Origin of the sequence: Paenibacillus xylanilyticus (assembly GCF_047246825.1) — a bacterium.
In the GTDB taxonomy this organism is placed as follows: domain Bacteria; phylum Bacillota; class Bacilli; order Paenibacillales; family Paenibacillaceae; genus Paenibacillus; species Paenibacillus xylanilyticus_B.
The window spans coordinates 524,232-542,386 of sequence record NZ_JBFOLB010000002.1 but is presented as its reverse complement, the minus strand read 5'-3'; the positions used below and the strand labels follow the sequence as shown (position 1 = coordinate 542,386).

The following is an 18,155-nucleotide window of genomic DNA, read 5'->3' as shown; positions in this document are numbered from 1 at the left end:
GCAACAAAATTCAAAAAGTTGCGTTTCATTAAATGGCTATATGGACGATATTAATAAAAATGCCTTGTGCAGTAGTAAACTTGGAGAAGTGAGGTTATTCATGTGCTTTTAAAACAACTTGCATCAAAGCTGACAACTGCCCGCCTGATTGGCGAGCCAAATACAGAATGCCAAAACTTACAGACAGATTCCCGCCAGGTACAACCGGGAGATCTGTTTATCTGTCTTCCGGGACATACCGTAGACGGACATGATTATGCAGAGAAAGCTGTTAACGCTGGAGCTGTAGCATTGGTAGTGGAACGACAATTGGAATTGCCTGTGCCACAGCTGCTGGTCAAAGACAGTCGTTTTGCAATGGCAGTGCTGGCGGATTCCTTTTTTGACTCACCAAGTCACAAGATGAATATGATTGGTGTAACAGGAACCAACGGCAAAACAACAACCACATATCTGATTGAAAAAATCATGAGTGATCATGGACAAAAAACGGGTTTGATCGGTACCATTCAAATGCGCTACGACGGCCGTACCTATCCGATGTCAGGAACAACTCCGGAAGCTCTTGATCTGCAGCGGAGTCTGTATGATATGGTTCAAGCAGGCACGAATTGCTGTGTAATGGAAGTTTCATCGCATGCTTTGGAGCAGGGCCGTGTAAAAGGAACTGATTTCCGTACCGCTGTGTTTACCAATTTGACCCAAGACCATTTGGACTATCACAATTCCATGGAAGAGTACCGCGCAGCCAAAGGTCTGTTCTTTGCAAGACTTGGCAACGAGTACACAGAGGATGCTTCCCGTCGCAAATTTGCAATTATTAACGCGGACGATCCTTCCGCAGATTATTTCAAATCTGTGACCGCAGCTGAAGTGATTACATACGGCATGGAAGAAAGCGCTGATGTTCGGGCATCCAAAATCTCGATCACATCGCAGGGCACGTCTTTCCATGTGGATACATTCGCAGGCAGTACAGACATTAGCTTGCGCATGGTAGGGAAATTCAACGTCTATAACGCCATGGCTGCAATCTCTGCTGCACTTGTGGAAGGCGTACCATTGGAAGAGATCAAACGCAGTCTGGAGACTGTGCCTGGTGTAGACGGACGTGTTGAAGCCGTAGACGAAGGCCAGTCATTTGCTGTCATTGTTGACTACGCTCATACGCCGGACGGCCTGGAAAACGTGCTGCGGACGGTAAAAGAGTTTGCTGAAGGGCGCGTCATCTGCGTGTTCGGGTGTGGGGGAGACCGGGATCGGACCAAACGTCCATTAATGGGGAAAATTGCAGCAAAGTACAGTGACATTGTTTTTGTCACTTCCGATAATCCACGGACAGAAGATCCGGATCTGATTCTCAAAGATATTGAAGTGGGTCTGGTGGAAGAAGGTGTATCATCGGATCGTTACCTCATGGTTGTAGATCGTCGTCAGGCGATTCATGAGGCTATTGAAATGGCAAGCCCAGCCGATGTAGTATTGATTGCGGGCAAAGGTCATGAGACCTATCAAATCATCGGAACAACCAAAACGGATTTTGATGATCGGATCATAGCCAAAGAGGCGATAAGGGGCAAATCCAATTGATAAAAAGAACATTGGCACAATTGGCCGAAATGTGCGGAGGAACATTAAGCGACCTTGCTGCTTATGGAGCAGTTCACGTTGAAGGTGTATTTACAGATTCACGCAAGCCTGTAGAAGGCAGCTTGTTCATCCCGCTTGTCGGCGAAAGGTTTGACGGGCACGAATTTGTGCAAGCCTGTTTAGAAAAGGGAGCCGCAGGGGCATTATGGCAAAAAGACCATGGTGATGCCCCGCAGGGCGGAGCCGTCATTGTAGTCGAAGACACGTTGACAGCTCTACAGGCACTTGCATCAGCTTATTTAGCTGAGTGCCAAACCTCTGTAGTTGGCATCACGGGAAGTAATGGCAAAACAACAACAAAGGACATTGTGGATGCCATTCTGTCTACCACCTTCAAGGTGCATAAGACACAGGGCAACTTCAATAATCATATCGGACTGCCGCTTACGGTGTTAAGCATGGAGCAGGATACCGAGATTGTGATTCTGGAGATGGGCATGAGCGGCCGAAGAGAAATCGAGGCATTATCTTTGATCGCCCAGCCTGACATCGCCATCATTACGAACATTGGTGAATCCCACCTCCTGCAGCTTGGCTCCAGACTGGAGATTGCCAGAGCAAAAGCTGAAATTGCTGCAGGCATGAAACCAGGCGGACTGTTGATCTATAACGGAGACGAGCCGTTGATCAAGCAAGTGCTGGCTGAAGCGGAGACGAAGCAGCCAGAGGGACTTGAGCGATTTACGTTTGGACTTCAAACAGACAATGATGATTATCCGACCGGACTCATGAATGCGCAGAACGGTGTTGTTTTCACCACAAAACAATCCGGGGAGCAGGCTCTTACGCTTCCTTTGCTCGGCACACACAACGTCGTTAATTGTCTTGCAGCGCTTGCAGTTGCACGTCATTTTGGCGTGAAAGCTGAACAGATTGCTTCCGGGTTGTCGCAATTGAAATTGACAGGCATGCGTATTGAGGTTCTTCAGGGGGTCAGCGGACTGACGATGCTCAACGATGCATACAATGCCAGTCCAACCTCAATGAAAGCTGCTATTGAGGTGCTGGATGGCCTGAAAGGGTATCGTTCCAAAGTAGCTGTACTTGGAGATATGTTGGAACTGGGGCCTCAGGAAAAAGAACTTCACCACGACATCGGAGAATATATTACTCCAGCAAAAATGGACTTGGTGCTGACCTATGGACCGTTATCAGCAAACATAGCTGAAGGGGCAAAACTTCATATGCCGGCAGAAGCCGTACATTCATTTGAAAACAAGGAAGAGATGACCCGTTATCTGCTGGAGAACTTGCATTCCAGAGACGTAGTCTTGTTCAAGGCCTCCCGAGGCATGAAGCTGGAGGACGTGGTCGAATCACTAAAAATAGCACCATTACAGAATCGAGTAGACTAGAGGGGTGAACCCATGGATTTTCAGGTATTACTGTTAACAATCGGTGTTTCATTTATTTTGGCGGTGATTGCCGCACCGCTTTTGATTCCATTACTGCGCCGAATGAAATTTGGTCAGCAAGTTCGGGAAGATGGGCCACAGAGCCATTTGAAAAAAAGTGGGACACCGACGATGGGCGGGGTTGTCATCCTGCTTGCCTTTACATTAGCCTTTTTGAAATTTTCAGCAGTCAAGAATACGGATTTTTACGTCCTGCTCGTAGCTACACTCGGTTTTGGACTGATCGGCTTCCTGGATGACTATATCAAAATTGTATTCAAACGTTCACTGGGACTGACCGCCAGACAAAAGATGCTGGGGCAACTGTTTTTCAGTGCAGTGATGTGTTTCTTGCTCATCCAGAATGGGCACAGCACAGCGATCTCCATTCCCGGAACATCTGTCTCCTTCGACTGGACGGGGTGGTTCTACTATCCGTTTGTGGTGTTCATGATGCTGGCTATCACCAATGCCGTTAACTTTACGGATGGTCTGGACGGTTTGCTGTCCGGAATTAGCGCTATTGCTTTTGGTGCATTTGCAATTGTGGCGATGCAGGCAACTTCCATGCCGGCAGCCGTGTGTGCAGCGGCAATGATTGGTGCTGTGCTTGGTTTTCTTGTGTACAACGCGCATCCGGCCAAAGTATTTATGGGAGACACGGGCTCGCTTGGCATTGGTGGTGCCATTGGTGCAGTTGCCATTGTTACGAAGACAGAGCTTCTCTTTGTCATCATTGGCGGTGTGTTCGTCATCGAGATTCTATCCGTTATTATTCAAGTGGTTTCCTTCAAGACTCGGGGCAAGCGTGTATTCAAAATGAGTCCCATTCATCACCACTTTGAATTAAGCGGCTGGTCGGAATGGCGGGTTGTTATTACCTTTTGGGCGGTAGGTGCTATTTTGGCCGCTCTTGGACTTTATCTCAACAAGGGGTTGTAAATCATGAACCATCCTGAATCATATCGCGGACAACAGGTTGTTGTGCTCGGACTGGCTAAAAGCGGCGTGCAGGTTGCCAAAGTGCTGGACCGTGCGGGAGCGAAGGTCACAGTTAATGATAAAAAAGAGAGGGAACAGTGTCCCGAAGCATCCGAATTGGAGGCTTTGGGAATTTCTGTTGTATGCGGAGGACATCCGGATGATCTCATTCACACGGGTGTAAAGCTGGTGGTCAAAAATCCGGGTATTCCTTATCAGGCGCCTCCAGTGCAGCAGGCCCTTTCATTAGGAATTGAAGTCGTGACAGAAGTGGAAGTTGCATACCATCTCTGTGCTGCGCCAATGATTGGCATTACAGGCTCCAACGGTAAAACAACGACAACGACATGGGTTGGAAAAATGCTGGAGCAAGCAGGTTTGAAGCCAATCGTAGCCGGTAATATCGGCACACCACTCAGCGAAGCAGCAGAACAGGCTGCTGCCGATAACTGGATGGTCGTTGAGCTCAGCAGTTTCCAGCTCAAAGGGACAGTTGACTTCCGTCCTCGGATCGCGAGTTTGCTTAACGTTGCAGAGACTCACTTGGATTACCATGGGGACATGGATGATTATGTAGCTTCCAAGGCCAAAATATTTGCCAATCAGCATCCCGACGATGTAGCCATTCTGAATTGGGATGATCCCGTATGCCGGGCACTGGTTCCTTATATTAAAAGCAGGCTGCTTCCGTTCTCCTTGACAGAAAAGCTGGAAGCTGGTGTGTACGCTGATCCTCCTTTCGTGGAAGGAGAAGATGATGATGTGAAGCGTCAGGTGATATATGCCGATGGGCAAGGCAATCATCACATTGTCATCGATGTGGAGAACATCGGCATTCCCGGACGCTTCAATGTGGGAAATGCGCTGGCCGCGGTAGCCATTGCTGTAGCGGCAGGAGCTGACCCTGCTGTGCTTGCGGCGCCCCTGTCCGAGTTCAAGGGGGTTGAACACCGTTTGGAGTATGTACTGCAACATAACGGTGCAACGTACTACAACAATTCCAAGGCTACCAATTCGAAGGCTACCGTGATGGCACTGAACTCCTTCAAGGAGCCGGTTGTATTGATCGCTGGAGGATTAGATCGAGGCTCAGACATGATGGAGCTGTTACCTGTGTTCCAAGAACGGGTGAAGGCGGTCGTTGCTCTCGGAGAAACACGAGAGAAAATCGCCAAAGTTGCTGAGCTGGCGGGATTAAAGCAAATTAAGGTCGTCGATAATGAGGATGATGCTGCCCGGACGTTAACCGCTGCAGTACAGGAAGCGTCGCGGCTTGCGGAACCAGGTGATGTTGTGTTGCTGTCACCAGCGTGTGCAAGTTGGGACATGTTTGCTTCTTATGAAGAGCGGGGACGCATTTTTAAAGAGGCGGCGCATAACTTGTAAGTAGGGGGGTGGAAAAGCCCCTACTTCCATGCAAGGGGTGGCCTCCTGATGAAACAGACGCGACCGGCGCCGGATATCTGGCTCCTGATTTGTATTGTGGCATTGCTTGCCATCGGCATTATCATGGTCTATAGCGCGGGCTCAGTGCTTGCCTTTCATGACTATGGCGATTCATTTTATTTTGTCAAAAGACAGCTGTTGTTCGCAGGACTTGGACTGGCTGCCATGTTTGTTACGGCCAATGTGGATTACCGGGTCTGGCGGAAATATGCGAAGCCGATATTGATTGCCTGTTTTATTATGTTGATCGCGGTGCTGATCCCTGGGATCGGTGTGGTTCGCGGCGGGGCGCGGAGCTGGCTCGGTATTGGTTCATTCGGTATTCAGCCTTCTGAATTCATGAAGCTGGGTATGATATTGTTTTTGGCTCATTGGCTCAGCAAGGAACCGGGGAAAATCAAAACATTCACAACCGGACTATTGCCCCCGCTTGGATTGATAGGTCTGGCCTTCGGAATCATTATGCTGCAGCCCGATTTGGGGACAGGCACCGTGATGATGGGTGCATCCATGCTGATTATTTTTACGGCAGGAGCGAGGATGAAACATTTGCTGCTGCTCGCCCTTGGCGGCGCTCTGGGATTCGCTGCATTGATTGCGGCTGCTCCCTACAGATTGCAGCGAATAACGGCTTTTCTGGACCCTTGGTCTGATCCGCTTGGTGCCGGTTATCAAATCATACAATCGTTATATGCGATCGGGCCTGGTGGACTGGCAGGATTGGGGCTGGGGATGAGCCGGCAAAAATACAGCTATGTGCCTGAACCGCAAACGGATTTCATTTTTTCCATTTTGGCTGAAGAGCTTGGTTTTATCGGTGGACTGATTGTACTCCTCTTGTTCCTGGTATTGGTCTGGAGAGGGATGCGTGTTGCGATGACTGTACCGGATCCTTTTGGCAGTTTGCTGGGTGTAGGCATTATCGGAATGGTGGCAGTACAGGTCATTATTAATATCGGCGTTGTCATCGGGCTCATGCCGGTTACCGGGATAACCCTTCCGCTGATCAGTTATGGCGGATCATCCCTAACCTTGATGCTGACAGCATTAGGCATATTATTGAACTTATCACGTTATGCGAGGTGACTATGCGATGCGAGTCGTACTAAGCGGCGGCGGTACCGGTGGACATATCTATCCGGCCGTTGCCATAGCAAGGCAATGTGAGGCGGAAAATCCCGACTCGACATTTTTATATATTGGAGGTACCCGCGGGCTGGAGAGCAAATTGGTGCCGCAGGAGAACATTCCGTTTCAATCCATTGATATTACAGGTTTTCGCCGGAAGTTGTCTGTGGACAATCTGAAAACGGTGATGAGATTTATTCAGGGCGTTCGTAAATCGAAAAAAATGCTGAAGGAATTCAAACCTGATGTGGTCATTGGTACAGGTGGCTATGTGTGCGGACCTGTGGTCTATGCGGCAGCCAAGCTTGGTATTCCAAGTGTTATTCATGAGCAGAATGCGATTCCAGGCTTAACCAATAAGTTTCTCACTCGTTATGTAGATACCGTTGCGGTTAGCTTTGAAGGTTCCGAGAAGGCGTTCTCCGGTGCCAAAAGAGTAGTGTACACGGGTAACCCGCGGGCAACCACAGTAGCCAAGGCCAGTCGTGATCGCGGCTTTGCCACATTGGGTGTGCCGATGGACAGCAGAGTTGTGCTGGTTGTTGGTGGCAGCCGGGGGGCAAAAGCGATCAATAAAGCGATGGTGGACATGGCTCCCATGCTTGAGAAACTGGACGATGTACATGTGGTTTATGTAACGGGCGAATCCTATTTTGACGAAACACGGGAAGCGATCCGCAGTTCACTTGGAACGATGCCAAACCATTTGCATGTGCTTCCTTATGTTCACAACATGCCTGAAGTGCTTGCCTGCACTTCGTTAATTGTGAATCGTGCAGGGGCTTCATTCCTGGCAGAAATTACATCGCTCGGCATCCCGTCCATTCTGATTCCGTCACCCAACGTGACAAACAATCACCAGGAAGCCAATGCGCGTACTCTGGAAGGTGGAGGTGCGTCGGTAACCATGCTGGAGAAGGATCTGTCGGGAAAGGTACTGTATGAAGCTATTGCCAGCATCATGAATGATGAAGCGGCACGCAAACGCATGGCAGCTGCTTCCCGGGAGCTTGGCAAGCCGGATGCGGCCGAGGTGCTGGTGAGTGAGATTCGAAGGCTTGCTGTACGCGGGTAAAGTGCGTTCTGGGCGATTGTCACACACAAGGCAGGACTGACATAAGATACCGTATAAATTGTGACAATCGTTCCATGGCGCCATATCACGGTTTGCTCAGAGACTGTGCTCGGCGGTTTGAGGCAAAGGAGGATTCAAGCATGCATCAGTGGATATCAATATTATCCCAGAATAATGTCGGTATAATCCTTGAAAACGAGCCGCTGGCCAAATACACCACATGGAAAATCGGCGGTCCTGCGGATGCGCTGGTTATACCGGAAAACAAGGAACAGATGGTTCATCTCGTTCAATTGCTGCATCATCATCAGATACCCTGGATGCAGCTTGGACGCGGATCAAACATGCTGGTGTCTGACAAGGGAATACGCGGCATTGTCGTGAAACCAGGGAATGGCTTCGATTACGCTGAGTTTCACAATGACGGCGTAACTGCAGGAGCAGCACATTCCTTTGTGAAACTCAGTGTGGTTGCTGCCAAAAAGGAGTGGACCGGACTGGAGTTTGGCAGTGGTATTCCCGGAACCGTCGGTGGAGCCGTGTATATGAACGCTGGTGCCCATGGATCGGATGTGTCACGCATATTTCATTCCGCTGAGATTGTGCTGGAGACAGGCGAATTGGTACGCTACAGCAAGGAGGACATGGGATTTGCGTATCGCCACTCTGTACTGCATGAACGGAGAGGCATTGTGCTTGAAGCTACATTTGTACTTCGGCAAGGCGAGCGCAAAGTCATTTCGGAAACGATGGCGGCTTACAAAGATCGCAGACGCCTGACCCAGCCACTGCAGATGGCTTGTGCAGGCAGTGTATTCCGAAATCCACCCGGTGACCACGCGGCCAAGCTGATTGAAGCAGCAGGGCTAAAAGGATTGACGCAGGGAGGCGCACAGGTATCCACCATGCATGCCAATTTTATTGTCAATACCGGCCAAGCAACAGCAGAGGACGTTATCACCCTTATGCAGCAAATTCAGAGCACTATATCATCTCAAAACGGTATTAACCTGGTACCGGAAGTCTTCGTAGTGGGTGAGCGGTAAACCCCGGAGGTGATACATTGGACAAATTGGTGATTGAAGGCGGGAAACCCCTCTCAGGATCCATACGCATCCATGGAGCAAAAAATGCCGCTTTACCGATCATGGCTGCAAGTTTGTTGGCAGATGGAGAGGTTACCCTGCACAACGTTCCGCACTTGCTGGACATTGAAGTAATGCTGTATATCCTGGAACGGCTTGGATGCACGTGTCGGCATGAACAGGGAACAGTGACGATAGATACGTCGTCCATCCGGTCATATGATGTGCCTGAGGATCTAATGAAACAGATGCGTTCTTCCATTTTTTTGATGGGGCCATTGCTGGCTAAGTTTGGGCAAGTATCCGTGTATCAGCCAGGTGGTTGTGCCATTGGAGAACGCAAGATTGATCTTCACCTCCGGGGCCTGGAAGCGCTCGGAGCATCGATTGAAGAGCAGGATCAACAGATCATCTGCCGTGGACCTGAGCTGGTGGGTACCGATATCCATCTGGACTTCCCAAGTGTGGGGGCCACGGAAAATATCATGATGGCAGCCGTTATGGCTGAGGGCACAACTACGATATTTAATGCAGCGAGAGAACCTGAAATTCAGGATTTGCAGCATTTTCTAAACGCTATGGGTGCAAGTATTATTGGAGCTGGTACCGATACAATCACGATTAATGGTGTGGATAAACTGAGTCCTTGTTCCTATGAGATCATACCTGATCGGATTGTGGCCGGAACGGTTATGATTGCAGCTGCAGCAACACGAGGTAATGTCACCCTGACGCACTGTAAACCGGCACATCTTACTTCACTTATACATGTGTTGAAGCGCACTGGTGTTCAAATCACAGTCTGCAATGATATAATGACGGTGAGCTGCATGAGCCGTCCCAAATCCGTGGACCGCATTGTGACATCACCATACCCTTCGTTTCCTACAGACTTGCAGTCGCAAATTATGGTTTTGCTTAGTCTGGCTGACGGTTTCAGCGTGATGAAGGAGACGGTATTCGAGGGACGTTTCAAACACGTGGATGAACTTAACGTCATGGGTGCAGATATTTCAGTCGATCTGAATGCAGCCTTTATCCGTGGTGTTCCCCGTTTATACGGAGCTACAGTGGAAGCAACCGACCTGCGTGCAGGCGCAGCTCTTGTTATTGCTGGCCTTGCTGCCCAGGGAAAAACGGTTGTCGAGCAAGTGCATCATATTGACAGAGGGTACGACCGCATCGAGAAGCTGTTCCAGAGTCTTGGAGCTTCGGTTGAGCGACAGTCCCCCGTTTCGAAACAGCTGGATTTTGCCAATTAACGTCCTTTGAGTCCCCTTCTTCGTGAGTTGCGGGAGGGGACCGAAGGCTTTGTGGAGCGCGACCTATGCCTAAAAGTCAAATTCCGGTTCTGAAGAAGAACCGGCCCAAAGGAAACACAAGCCGTAAAATTGTTCTTATTCTGTTACTTCTTTTTATTGTATTGCTTGCCGTTCTGTTCTTTCGCTCTTCCATGAGTCGGATTTCGAGCATTGAGATTACGGGTAATGTATACACGACAACTTCCGAACTGCTGGAGAAAAGTGGTCTGAAGGAAGGCGATCAGTTTTTCGGGACAAGCTCCGCCGAGGTGATCGAGCGTTTGAAAATGTTTAAGGCGGTAGCGAATGTAACGGTGGATAAACAATTCCCTGGCATTGTTCATATTAAGATTCAGGAGTACCCAACCGTTGCCTATGAACTTGGCTCGGATGGTACACTCCAGGCCATCCTGGCCAGCGGGACAAGCTTGACCGTCCCGGCCAATATCGGAATTGCTGTGGAGAAGCCCATTTTGACACAGTGGAAACCGGATGATCCGCTTAAGGAAAAGCTGAGTGAGACTCTTGCCGCGATTCCAAATGAATTGACGACTGATATATCGGAAATTATTCCTAACCCGACGCCTTCGTTCCCGGATCAGATCCGGTTGTATACCAAATCACAGTTTGAAGTGATAACGACGATCTCTAAGCTCCCGGACAAGGTGGAGTATTTGAACCAGGTTATTGAGACGGAGCGGCCAGGGAAGATCACGATGCTGGAGGCAGATACCTATGTGCCTTTCATCGCAGATGACCCTGAAGATGATGCAGAGTTGGGAGCAACACCCTGATTTTCTTGCTAATCAGCTGCGAGAGGTAATCAAAAGTCCAAGCAGGGTCGGGGTTTGACCCTGTTTCATCCGTGAAAGTTGTTCTTTCTGAGATGAAGAAAAAATGATACACTTGAACTTATGGCACATAAGTTGTCTCCTTCTTTTTTCTTCAAGGTTTTATGTCTCGCAACCAGATCTTGCCACCCAAAAAAATTGTAGAAAAAAGAGGGAAAGCCTAACGTGTGTTGAATATGTTTTAAGAGTGTTTAAACCCGAACGTATTTTACTATTGGAGTCAGGAGGTGCCACAGACTTGAGCAACAATGACATCATTGTTAGTTTGGACATCGGTACATCCAAAATTCGCGCTATTATTGGGGAAATTAATAATGGAACCTTTAATATTATTGGAGTTGGATCTGCCGACTCGGAGGGAATTCGCAAAGGTGTAATCGTAGATATCGATCAGACGGTGCAGTCGATCCGCAATGCAGTGGATCATGCAGAACGTATGGTAGGTATTCAAATATCCGAAGTATATGTTGGAATCTCGGGAAATCATATCGGACTGATGAGCAGTCACGGCGTCGTGGCAGTGTCTAACGAGGATCGTGAAATCGGAGAAGAAGACATGGAACGGGTGTTGAAAGCAGCCGAGGTGATTGCGGTTCCGCCGGAACGGGAAATTATTGATGTTGTCGCCAAGCAGTATGTTGTAGACGGCTTGGAGGGCATACAGGACCCCCGTGGTATGATTGGTGTTCGATTGGAAGTTGAGGCAACGATCATTACGGGTGCAAAAACCGCGATACATAATCTTTTGCGCTGCGTTGAAAAAGCGGGTCTGAAGGTAAGCGATCTGGTGCTCATGTCACTGGGAGCAGGTCAGCTTGCTTTATCCAAGGATGAAAAAACGATGGGGTCTGTTCTTGTTGATATTGGAGCAGGTGCAACAACCATCGCTGTCTTTGAAGAAGACAGTCTTGTTGCAACGTCAACGCTGCCTATTGGCGGTGAGTTTGTTACGAACGACATCGCATATGGATTGCGTACGCTAACAGATCAAGCCGAAAAGGTGAAGCTGAAGTATGGCTGTGCATGGCTTGATGATGCTGCAGCCGACGTCATGTTCAAAGTAACACGAATCGGTAGCAATGTGGACAAGGAATTCTCTCAGGAAGACCTCGCCGCCATTATCGAACCGCGTGTTCAGGAAATATTCCAGATGATTTCCCAAGAAGTGAAACGCCTGGGTTACACAGAGCTTCCCGGAGGTTATATACTAACGGGAGGGACCGTCTCGATGCCAGGTGTTCTGCAAGTAGCTCAGCATGAGCTTGCTGCATCGGTTCGAATTGCAGTTCCGGATTATATCGGTGTACGCGACCCGGGCTACACAAGCGGGGTCGGTATTTTGCACAGCGTAATTCGCAGTCTGCGTATTCGTCCATCGATCAGCAGCGGCGGTGGCAGCAACAACAACAATAACAACAACAAGAAACCGACCAACCGTGTTAAGCCGAGTGCGTCTCCGGAATCGGAGCAAAAACCGGGTTTGTTCGAACGGCTGAAAAATATGTTCAGTGAATTTATATAACAGGTTGAATCTATTTCATACTTCTAGAAGCCGTCTGAATGCGCTGGTATTAATATATACGCTTTCGTTCGTCGATATATGAAATTGATTCGGTTCAATCAAAAATTGGACGGGCCATCCATGCACATTGAGGGGGAGATGGAATAATATGTTGGAATTTGATTTCGAGATGGAGAGCTTGGCTCAAATAAAAGTCATCGGTGTAGGCGGCGGCGGCAGCAACGCAGTCAACCGTATGATCGAAAATGGTGTACAAGGTGTGGAATTTATAACGGTGAATACGGATGCGCAAGCCTTGCATCTGGCTAAATCCGAACATAAATTGCAAATCGGTGATAAATTGACCCGAGGTCTTGGCGCGGGTGCCAACCCGGACGTAGGTAAAAAAGCAGCGGAAGAATCCCGCGATCTGATCATGAACACATTGAAAGGTGCGGACATGGTATTTGTTACAGCCGGTATGGGCGGTGGTACAGGTACGGGTGCAGCTCCAGTTATTGCTGAGATTGCCAAAGAATGCGGTGCTCTTACCGTTGGTGTAGTTACTCGTCCATTTACATTTGAAGGACGCAAACGCTCCAGCCATGCAGAGCAAGGGATTGAGGCTCTCAAGGAAAAAGTCGACACGCTGATTGTCATTCCAAATGACCGTTTGCTGGAGATTGTGGACAAAAAGACACCAATGCTTGAAGCGTTCCGTCAAGCAGATAACGTATTGCGTCAAGCGGTACAAGGTATCTCGGATTTGATCGCTGTACCGGGTCTGATCAACCTTGACTTTGCAGACGTAAAAACCATTATGACTGAGCGCGGATCTGCTCTGATGGGGATCGGGGAAGCAACTGGTGAAAATCGTGCGGCTGAGGCAGCTCGCAAAGCGATCATGAGTCCTTTGCTGGAGACGTCCATTGAAGGTGCACGCGGGGTTATCATGAACATCACCGGTGGCATCAATCTGTCACTCTATGAAGTCAATGAAGCCGCTGAAATTGTCACGTCTGCTTCCGATCCGGAAGTGAATATGATCTTCGGTGCCATCATTGATGAAAATCTGAAGGAAGAAATCAAGGTTACGGTGATCGCGACTGGTTTTGAAGACAAGCCTGTTTCACCACCACCAGGACGCAAACCGACACCTGCGAGTGAGCCTGCTGAGAACCGCTCGCCGAATCTGCGCCCATTTGGGAATCAACCAAGTAACGATCAGCTGGATATTCCGACATTTTTGCGCAATCGTTCACGCAATAACAACAACGACTAAAACTGCATTTATTTTCAAACCAAACCCGGTTCTCCTTATGGAGATACCGGGTTTTTCTGTCTATATACAGCGTATCACACACGAATGAACAATTTCTGAACAATCGGCATGAGGAATTCCGACAAAAAAAGTTGAAACGATGCCCCCATGATTAGACAGACTTTGAACAGGGAGCTCCTTATACTTGTGTGTATGCTCATAGAATATCGGAATAACGTTAACCCGATATTTGGTACGAGGCAGGTGAAGAGTTGGTCGTTTATGTAGATCTTATTTTTTTGACAAACCTGTGTATTGACGGTGCACTCATCGGACTCACAGCCTGGATGCGCAAAACGAAGCTGGTCTGGTGGAGATGGCTGCTGTCTTCCATTGTGGGGGCCCTCTATGTCGTCATGATGTTTGTGCCGGAGTTTGATTTTTTGTTCACTTTTTTGATCAAGTTTGGTTTGTCACTGGTGATGCTGTTTATTGCATTTGGTTTTAAGGGCCTCCAGGTTTTCATAAGGAATTTGGGCACCTTCTATGTCATTAACTTCGTCGCTGCCGGAGGCATTTTGGGGATACACTATATGCTTCAGAGTACAGGCGAGCTGTTTAACGGTATCTGGTTTACAGCTTCGGGCGGAATGTCTTTTGATCTGAAGATCGCCTTCTGGTTTACCTTTATCGTATTCTTTGCCGTGCTGTTTTTATTCAAAGCCGTGCAAAGTTCCAAGCGCAAATCAGACCGTATGACAACCTATCTGGGACAAGTGCAGGTTTTTATCGACGATGTAAATATTTCTTGTACAGGCCTCGTGGATACCGGTAATCAACTAACGGACCCTCTGTCCCGTTTACCGGTTATGGTGATGGAGGTTTCACTGTGGCAAGACATGCTGCCAGCTTCCTGGAAAGGAAGGTTGAAGGAAGAATCGCCGGACAACCTTATCATGGAGCTGGATCAGGAAGACTTCCGCTGGCAGGGTCGACTAAGACTGGTGCCCTACCGAGGTATTAACAAAGGGACTGCATTTATGCTGGCGATCAAGCCTGATCTGGTGAGAGTGACATTGGATCAAATGTGTTACGAGACAACAAAGGTTTTAATCGGGCTGGATGGCGGAGTATTGTCGTCAGAAGGAAAGTACCGTGCGGTCATTCACCCTGAGCTTGTGCAAGACGCTGCCTCTGCGCAGTCTACGGCTCTCTCTGCGGGAGCAACAGAAAAGCCGCTGAATGTGGTATAGGAGGAACGTACATGCTTGTGAAATGGAAACTGGTGGCGCAGCTGCAGTATTACCGTCTGTTATTTCTGCTTGGTTTGAAAAGTGAGGAAATTTATTATATTGGAGGCAGTGAAGCCCTGCCTCCCCCGCTGACACGGGAAGAAGAGGAGTTTTTGCTGCAAAAACTCTCTTCGGGGGATGCGGCGATTCGTGCCATGCTGATAGAACGGAACCTTCGCCTGGTTGTGTATATCGCTCGCAAGTTTGAAAACACAGGCATTAACATTGAAGACCTTGTTTCCATCGGAGCCATTGGGCTCATCAAAGCCGTCAACACGTTTGATCCGGAAAAGAAAATCAAGCTGGCAACGTACGCCTCCCGTTGTATTGAAAATGAAATATTGATGTATTTGCGGCGTAACAGCAAAATTCGTACAGAAGTTTCTTTTGATGAACCACTGAACATTGATTGGGACGGAAACGAGCTGTTATTATCAGATGTCCTCGGAACCGAGAACGATACAATCTATCGGAATATTGAAGAGCAGGTAGATCGAAAGCTTCTGCACAAGGCATTGGAAAAATTAACCGAACGTGAGCGAATGATTATGGAGCTTCGCTTTGGCTTGACGGACGGGGAGGAGAAAACGCAAAAAGACGTTGCTGATCTGCTCGGAATCTCCCAATCCTATATTTCTCGTTTGGAAAAAAGAATCATTAAAAGACTCCGCAAGGAGTTCAACAAGATGGTCTGATGGAGAGTAATTTTTATAATGGGTATTAATGGCAAGGATGCCAAGGACGAATAAAAAAGCCTGCCCCGGAGATAATGTACATTAATGTTTCTCCTTGGGAGGTAAATCACGATGACCCGAAACAAAGTCGAGATTTGTGGCGTGGACACCGCAAAATTGCCTGTCCTCACCAACACAGAAATGCGGGAATTGTTTCATTCCCTTCAGCAGCACCATGATCGCTCAGCAAGAGAGAAATTAGTGAATGGCAACCTGCGGCTTGTACTCAGTGTCATTCAGCGCTTTAACAATCGGGGGGAGTTTGTCGATGATCTGTTCCAGGTTGGATGTATCGGCCTGATGAAAGCCATTGATAATTTTGATTTATCCCAGAATGTCAAATTTTCAACGTACGCAGTACCGATGATTATCGGTGAGATCCGTCGTTATCTGCGTGACAATAACCCGATCCGGGTATCCCGTTCTCTGCGGGACATCGCATATAAGGCGCTTCAGGTTCGTGACAGCCTGACCAATAAAAATTCTCGTGAACCGACAATATTCGAAATCTCCGAAGCATTGAATGTGCCCAAGGAAGATGTTGTTTTTGCACTGGATGCCATTCAGGACCCGGTATCACTCTTTGAGCCGATCTATCATGACGGTGGGGATCCAATCTATGTGATGGATCAGATCAGTGATGACAAAAACAAGGATGTGTCATGGATTGAGGAAATTGCGCTGCGTGAGGCTATGCACCGTCTCGGTCAGCGGGAGAAAATGATTCTGTCCATGCGTTTTTTCGAAGGGAAAACACAAATGGAAGTCGCCGATGAGATCGGAATTTCCCAGGCTCAGGTATCCCGTCTGGAGAAATCCGCAATACAGCAGATGCAGAAACACGTGAAGACGTAGACTTGCCTTTATTCATGAGGACGATCAAACGGGTGTAATACTCGGTTGGTCGTTTTTTTATTTTTAATGATTCGACATCAATAAGGAAGAAAATCAAAAACAAATAAACGATTCATAAACGGAACGCTCAATCTCAGATCACGGATTACTTATTTCAGTGAAGTGCCGAAAAACAGGACATTTTTCGCCCATAAAACATATATTGTATAGAAGCGGTGAACGGTATAAGCGGATTAGGCAGGGGGCGAGTGACAGATGAAAGTGAACACAGGTGAGTCGGCGGCAAGAGGAATGAAGATCTCGGATTTTCAGACCAAAGATGTCATTAACATAACGGATGGCAAACGTCTGGGTCAGATTAGCGATCTGGAGCTGGATTTGAAGCAGGGGCGGATTGAAGCTATCGTTGTGCCTGGATACAGCCGTTTCATGGGGTTGTTCGGAGGAGGCACGGATCTGGTTATCCCATGGAGGAACATAGTTAAGATTGGTTCGGACGTCATTTTGGTCAAAATGGATGAAGTCAGAGAAACGAGCTATGATGAGCGAGATCGAGAAGCCCGAATGTATGATGAGCAGCAAAGTAGCCGCGTGGAGCGGGTTGAACGGCTTGAACGATTGGACCGCGGCCAGCGCCGAACGATATAATCGAGACAGAACGTGGCTCATTTGGTACACTGGAAGCTGTGAGGTGAGATGATGGAACCCTTTATTCTGAATAAACAAAATTTTGAACGGGCTGAGGATCAACAGGCAAATGGAGGCCCAGATCCGTTGTTATTATATGTGGAACCGTGGAGGCAGCAGTTTAACCGGATGACGGCAGGATTCACCACAAGGCAGGGCGGGGTCGGCAGTCAACCATATGCCAGTCTAAACTGTGCGTATCATGTTGGCGATGATCCTTCAGATGTACTGACAAACCGCCGTCTTGTGGCTGAGAAGCTGGGTTTCTCCGTGGAAGCCTGGACGTGTGGAGAACAGGTGCACGGGAAACATGTGGCTGTGATAAGGGCTGAGGATCAAGGCAGAGGCTTGCTGGATCGGCAGTCAGCCCTGCAGGATACAGATGGTCTTGTCACCAATGTACCCGGTGTGCTGTTAACTTCTTTTTACGCAGACTGTGTCCCGCTGTATTTTTATGATCCGGTGCAACAAGCTGTAGGGCTTGCTCATGCGGGATGGAAAGGGACCGTTGCCGGCATTGCCCAGTCGATGGTAGAAACGATGGAGCGTGAATACGGAAGTCGGCAGCAGGATATCCGTGCAGCCATCGGTCCTTCAATCGGGGATTGCTGTTATGAAGTGGATGAAGCAGTCATGCAGCATGTAAGGGTTTGGTTTGAATCTTCCCCGGGTAATGATGAATACAATAATTCTGCGCAGGGCCGTGTATATCATTCATCTGGAAACGGGAAGACGATGTTAAACTTGAAAGAATGCAATCGACACATTATGATGAAAGCAGGAATATTGCCGGATCATATCGAATGTACAACGTGGTGTACAAGCTGCCACCCGGAACTGTTTTTCTCATATCGCAAGGAAAATGGGACAACCGGAAGAATGGCGAGCTGGATTGGGCTGGAAGAGAGGTGACC

The 18,155-nt window shown here is 48.4% G+C and carries 16 protein-coding genes; all 16 read left to right on the top strand.

What is annotated here, in order from left to right:
- Positions 1-102: 102 nt before the first annotated feature.
- The 16 genes from AB3N00_RS17135 to pgeF all read left to right on the top strand — a co-directional run bounded on the left by AB3N00_RS17135 (position 103) and on the right by pgeF (position 18,153).
- Positions 103-1,590 carry a UDP-N-acetylmuramoyl-L-alanyl-D-glutamate--2,6-diaminopimelate ligase gene (locus tag AB3N00_RS17135; protein WP_413035657.1) on the top strand — a complete coding sequence of 496 codons (1,488 nt, stop codon included), beginning with the start codon at positions 103-105 and terminating at the stop codon, positions 1,588-1,590.
- Entirely contained in the window at positions 1,590-3,005 is a 1,416-nt protein-coding gene (locus AB3N00_RS17130; protein ID WP_413036062.1) for a UDP-N-acetylmuramoyl-tripeptide--D-alanyl-D-alanine ligase, read from the top strand. The genes AB3N00_RS17135 and AB3N00_RS17130 overlap by 1 nt, the downstream gene beginning before the upstream one ends.
- 12 nt (positions 3,006-3,017) lie before the next feature.
- The gene (gene mraY / locus AB3N00_RS17125) at positions 3,018-3,986 is read left to right on the top strand and encodes a phospho-N-acetylmuramoyl-pentapeptide-transferase (protein ID WP_095289967.1); all 969 of its coding nucleotides are present in this window, start codon (positions 3,018-3,020) and stop codon (positions 3,984-3,986) included.
- Between the two features lie 3 nt (positions 3,987-3,989).
- Positions 3,990-5,411 (top strand): UDP-N-acetylmuramoyl-L-alanine--D-glutamate ligase, encoded by a 1,422-nt coding sequence (gene murD / locus AB3N00_RS17120; RefSeq protein WP_413035656.1) that lies wholly within the window; start codon positions 3,990-3,992, stop codon positions 5,409-5,411.
- A 48-nt stretch (positions 5,412-5,459) separates the two neighbouring features.
- Positions 5,460-6,557, top strand: a complete 1,098-nt coding sequence (gene spoVE, locus AB3N00_RS17115) for a stage V sporulation protein E (RefSeq protein ID WP_413035655.1) — start codon at positions 5,460-5,462, stop codon at positions 6,555-6,557.
- 7 nt (positions 6,558-6,564) lie between these two features.
- Positions 6,565-7,674 carry an undecaprenyldiphospho-muramoylpentapeptide beta-N-acetylglucosaminyltransferase gene (gene murG, locus AB3N00_RS17110; RefSeq protein ID WP_413035654.1) on the top strand — a complete coding sequence of 370 codons (1,110 nt, stop codon included), beginning with the start codon at positions 6,565-6,567 and terminating at the stop codon, positions 7,672-7,674.
- A gap of 140 nt (positions 7,675-7,814) precedes the next feature.
- Positions 7,815-8,720, top strand: a complete 906-nt coding sequence (murB, locus tag AB3N00_RS17105; RefSeq protein ID WP_413035653.1) for a UDP-N-acetylmuramate dehydrogenase — start codon at positions 7,815-7,817, stop codon at positions 8,718-8,720.
- A 17-nt stretch (positions 8,721-8,737) separates the two neighbouring features.
- Positions 8,738-10,021 (top strand): UDP-N-acetylglucosamine 1-carboxyvinyltransferase, encoded by a 1,284-nt coding sequence (gene murA / locus AB3N00_RS17100; protein WP_413035652.1) that lies wholly within the window; start codon positions 8,738-8,740, stop codon positions 10,019-10,021.
- 65 nt (positions 10,022-10,086) lie between these two features.
- Complete coding sequence (locus tag AB3N00_RS17095; RefSeq protein WP_413035651.1) at positions 10,087-10,854, top strand: cell division protein FtsQ/DivIB; 768 nt, start codon at positions 10,087-10,089, stop codon at positions 10,852-10,854.
- A gap of 295 nt (positions 10,855-11,149) precedes the next feature.
- A complete protein-coding gene (gene ftsA, locus AB3N00_RS17090; protein ID WP_175397543.1) occupies positions 11,150-12,433 on the top strand; it encodes a cell division protein FtsA in 1,284 nt (427 codons plus the stop codon).
- Between the two features lie 148 nt (positions 12,434-12,581).
- A complete protein-coding gene (gene ftsZ / locus AB3N00_RS17085; RefSeq protein WP_175397544.1) occupies positions 12,582-13,694 on the top strand; it encodes a cell division protein FtsZ in 1,113 nt (370 codons plus the stop codon).
- Positions 13,695-13,945: 251 nt separating this feature from the next.
- Positions 13,946-14,926: a sigma-E processing peptidase SpoIIGA gene (gene spoIIGA, locus AB3N00_RS17080; protein WP_413035650.1), complete on the top strand. Its 981-nt coding sequence runs from the start codon at positions 13,946-13,948 to the stop codon at positions 14,924-14,926.
- An 11-nt stretch (positions 14,927-14,937) separates the two neighbouring features.
- Entirely contained in the window at positions 14,938-15,660 is a 723-nt protein-coding gene (sigE, locus tag AB3N00_RS17075; RefSeq protein WP_095289983.1) for an RNA polymerase sporulation sigma factor SigE, read from the top strand.
- A 111-nt stretch (positions 15,661-15,771) separates the two neighbouring features.
- Positions 15,772-16,554: an RNA polymerase sporulation sigma factor SigG gene (sigG, locus tag AB3N00_RS17070; RefSeq protein WP_095289985.1), complete on the top strand. Its 783-nt coding sequence runs from the start codon at positions 15,772-15,774 to the stop codon at positions 16,552-16,554.
- A 255-nt stretch (positions 16,555-16,809) separates the two neighbouring features.
- A complete protein-coding gene (locus AB3N00_RS17065; RefSeq protein ID WP_413035649.1) occupies positions 16,810-17,202 on the top strand; it encodes a YlmC/YmxH family sporulation protein in 393 nt (130 codons plus the stop codon).
- A 51-nt stretch (positions 17,203-17,253) separates the two neighbouring features.
- Positions 17,254-18,153, top strand: a complete 900-nt coding sequence (gene pgeF, locus AB3N00_RS17060; RefSeq protein WP_413035648.1) for a peptidoglycan editing factor PgeF — start codon at positions 17,254-17,256, stop codon at positions 18,151-18,153.
- The last annotated feature ends 2 nt before the right edge of the window (positions 18,154-18,155 follow it).

What these genes read in the sequence shown, in the direction of transcription:
- mraY (WP_095289967.1), top strand. Translation starts at nt 3,018, where the DNA reads ATGGATTTTCAGGTATTACTGTTAACAATCGGTGTTTCATTTATTTTG.
- murD (WP_413035656.1), top strand. Translation starts at nt 3,990, where the DNA reads ATGAACCATCCTGAATCATATCGCGGACAACAGGTTGTTGTGCTCGGA.
- spoVE (WP_413035655.1), top strand. Translation starts at nt 5,460, where the DNA reads ATGAAACAGACGCGACCGGCGCCGGATATCTGGCTCCTGATTTGTATT.
- murG (WP_413035654.1), top strand. Translation starts at nt 6,565, where the DNA reads ATGCGAGTCGTACTAAGCGGCGGCGGTACCGGTGGACATATCTATCCG.
- murB (WP_413035653.1), top strand. Translation starts at nt 7,815, where the DNA reads ATGCATCAGTGGATATCAATATTATCCCAGAATAATGTCGGTATAATC.
- AB3N00_RS17095 (WP_413035651.1), top strand. Translation starts at nt 10,087, where the DNA reads ATGCCTAAAAGTCAAATTCCGGTTCTGAAGAAGAACCGGCCCAAAGGA.
- ftsZ (WP_175397544.1), top strand. Translation starts at nt 12,582, where the DNA reads ATGTTGGAATTTGATTTCGAGATGGAGAGCTTGGCTCAAATAAAAGTC.
- sigE (WP_095289983.1), top strand. Translation starts at nt 14,938, where the DNA reads ATGCTTGTGAAATGGAAACTGGTGGCGCAGCTGCAGTATTACCGTCTG.
- sigG (WP_095289985.1), top strand. Translation starts at nt 15,772, where the DNA reads ATGACCCGAAACAAAGTCGAGATTTGTGGCGTGGACACCGCAAAATTG.
- AB3N00_RS17065 (WP_413035649.1), top strand. Translation starts at nt 16,810, where the DNA reads ATGAAAGTGAACACAGGTGAGTCGGCGGCAAGAGGAATGAAGATCTCG.
- pgeF (WP_413035648.1), top strand. Translation starts at nt 17,254, where the DNA reads ATGGAACCCTTTATTCTGAATAAACAAAATTTTGAACGGGCTGAGGAT.